General features: G+C 70.3%; 1 protein-coding gene and 1 pseudogene. Both read right to left on the reverse strand.

Features of this window, described 5'->3' with window-relative positions:
- Nucleotides 1-1,458: hypothetical protein (locus IE94_RS40145; RefSeq protein ID WP_037924677.1), on the reverse strand; the 1,458-nt coding region annotated here is incomplete at its 3' end.
- A 13-nt stretch (nucleotides 1,459-1,471) separates the two neighbouring features.
- Nucleotides 1,472-2,102 (reverse strand): annotated as a pseudogene (locus tag IE94_RS40710) (hypothetical protein); the annotation flags it as partial.

Below are 2,102 nucleotides of genomic sequence, written 5' to 3' on the forward strand. Positions count from 1 at the left end.
CGGTGCCGTGTCGACGCGGGCGGCGCGGACGACGACGTCGCCGCCCGGCCGGGCGGCGGGGCCGCCCAGACCCGCGATCCGCGCCTCGTCGATGCCGGGGCGGAAGAAATGAGGCAGTCGCTCCAGGTACTGGAAGGTCTCCCGGCTGACCGCCAGTTCTCCCAAGCGCACCAAGCGGACCCACTCCCCGAGGATCCGGGGCTCCCCGTCTGGAAAGTGGAGCACCTGGCTCGTGCCCGCGAGGCCGTTGTCCCCGCGGTGCTGGAAGATGTACTCCGCGCTGGAGAGAGCGGCCACCCTCTCATGGGCCGGTGCGCCGTCCAGCAGTTCCCCGGGAGGCAGGACCACCTCTGCAACCGGCCTCATCCTGGCGAGATCCGCCTTAGCGAGCAGGGAGAAGTCCTTGAGGTAGGCGGCCGTCTTCTCACCGACGCTCGTGCCGCCCGCGCGCAGCGACATCACCCAGGCGCTCGTGAACTGAGGCCCGGTGGAGAGCATCACTGTTTGACGCGACCGGGTGACGCCCTCGGCGCTGCCTTTGCGTGCGACGTAGTCCTTCAGATTGAGCGCCAGAATGCGCTCGTCGTCCGGGACGCCGGCCAGCGGGTCCTCAGGGGTCGCTGTCACGGTGGACGGCGTGTCATTGCTCATCTCCTGCGCGCGTTTCAGCTGAGCCGGTGAGAAGAAGGCCATCGCGTCGAAGTAACGCACCGTCGCCGGGTGGAGGGGGACGGTTCCGGACCGAGCCGTCCTGACCCAGTCGCCGAAGTGGCGCACCTGCCCGCTGGGCAGCGTGACTTCACGCTTCCACGCGGGGATGCCTTCCACGCTCTTGTGCTCCGCCACGTACTCCCCGACGGTCAGCGCCAGTACGCGTTCGTCCCCCGGAACTCCGTCCAGCCAGTCCGTCGGCGGCACTGCCGCCACTCTCTGGGGAGGCGCCGTCCGTCCTTGCCTTGGCGGGTTCTCATCAGTCGTTGTCACGGTGGACAGTGCGTACCTGCTTACCTCCTCCGCGCGTTTCAGCTGCTCCGGTGAGAAGAAGGCCATCGCGTCGAGGTAACGCAGCGTCGCCGGGTGGAGGGCGATGTCTCCAGACTGAGCCTTCCGGACCCAGTCGCGGAGTTGGCGCGGGGCCCCACCGGGCAGCGCACCTCGATTCCCCGGTTGTATCGCCACGTACCACCCGACGGTCAGCGCCCTTACGCGTTCGTCCCCCGGAACTCCGTCCAGCCAGTCCGCGGGCGGCACTGCCTGCACTGCCCGCCCCGCCTGCACAGAAGACCCCGCCTGCACGGACGACCCCGCCTGCACGGACGACCCCGCTTGTACCGCCCGCCGCTGTACCGCCCGCCGCTGTACCGGGCGCTGGTGGTAGCGCTGGTGGAGCGCGATCACGTCGTTGGGATGGACGGCTATGCGCTGGCCGGGGCGGGCGATCTGGAGGGTGTGGTGCACCTGTCGCAGGACATCACCGGCTGGTGCTGGTGCTGGTGCTGGTGCCGGTGCTGGTGTTGGTGTTGGTGTCGGTGCCGGTGTCGGTGCCGGTGTCGGTGCTGGTGCTGGTGTTGGTGCCGGTATTGGTGTTGGTGTTGGTGCCGGTGCCGGTGCTGGTGCCGGTGTTGGTGTCGGTGCCGGTGTTGGTGTTGGTGTCGGGGAGGGTGGTCGCCGCGTCCGGGGCAGTGCCCGGCAGGGCCAGAGCGGGCGACTCGGCGCGGTCCCCGGCGCCGGGCCCTTCGGGAGAGTCGACGGTCATCGGTTCCCCGGGGGAGTCGACGGTCATGCCTTCCCCGTCCTCGTCCGACTCGCTGAAGAGGCTGTCCGCCCGGCTGAACCCCGGGACGGTGCCCGGCAGGGCCAGAGCGGGTGACTCGGCGCGGTCACCGGCGCCGTACTCCCCGGGGGAGTCGACGCTGATGTCTTCCCCGTCCTCGTCCGACTCGCTGAACAGGCTGCCCGCCCGGCTGAACCCCGGTGTGGTGCCCGGCAGGGCCAGAGCGGGCGACTCGGCGCGGTCACCGGCGCCGTACTCCCCGGGGGAGTCGACGCTCATGTCTTCCCCGTCCTCGTCCGACTCGCTGAACAGACTGCCCGCCCGCTCG

This window comes from Streptomyces violaceorubidus (assembly GCF_000717995.1).
Lineage (GTDB): Bacteria > Actinomycetota > Actinomycetes > Streptomycetales > Streptomycetaceae > Streptomyces > Streptomyces violaceorubidus.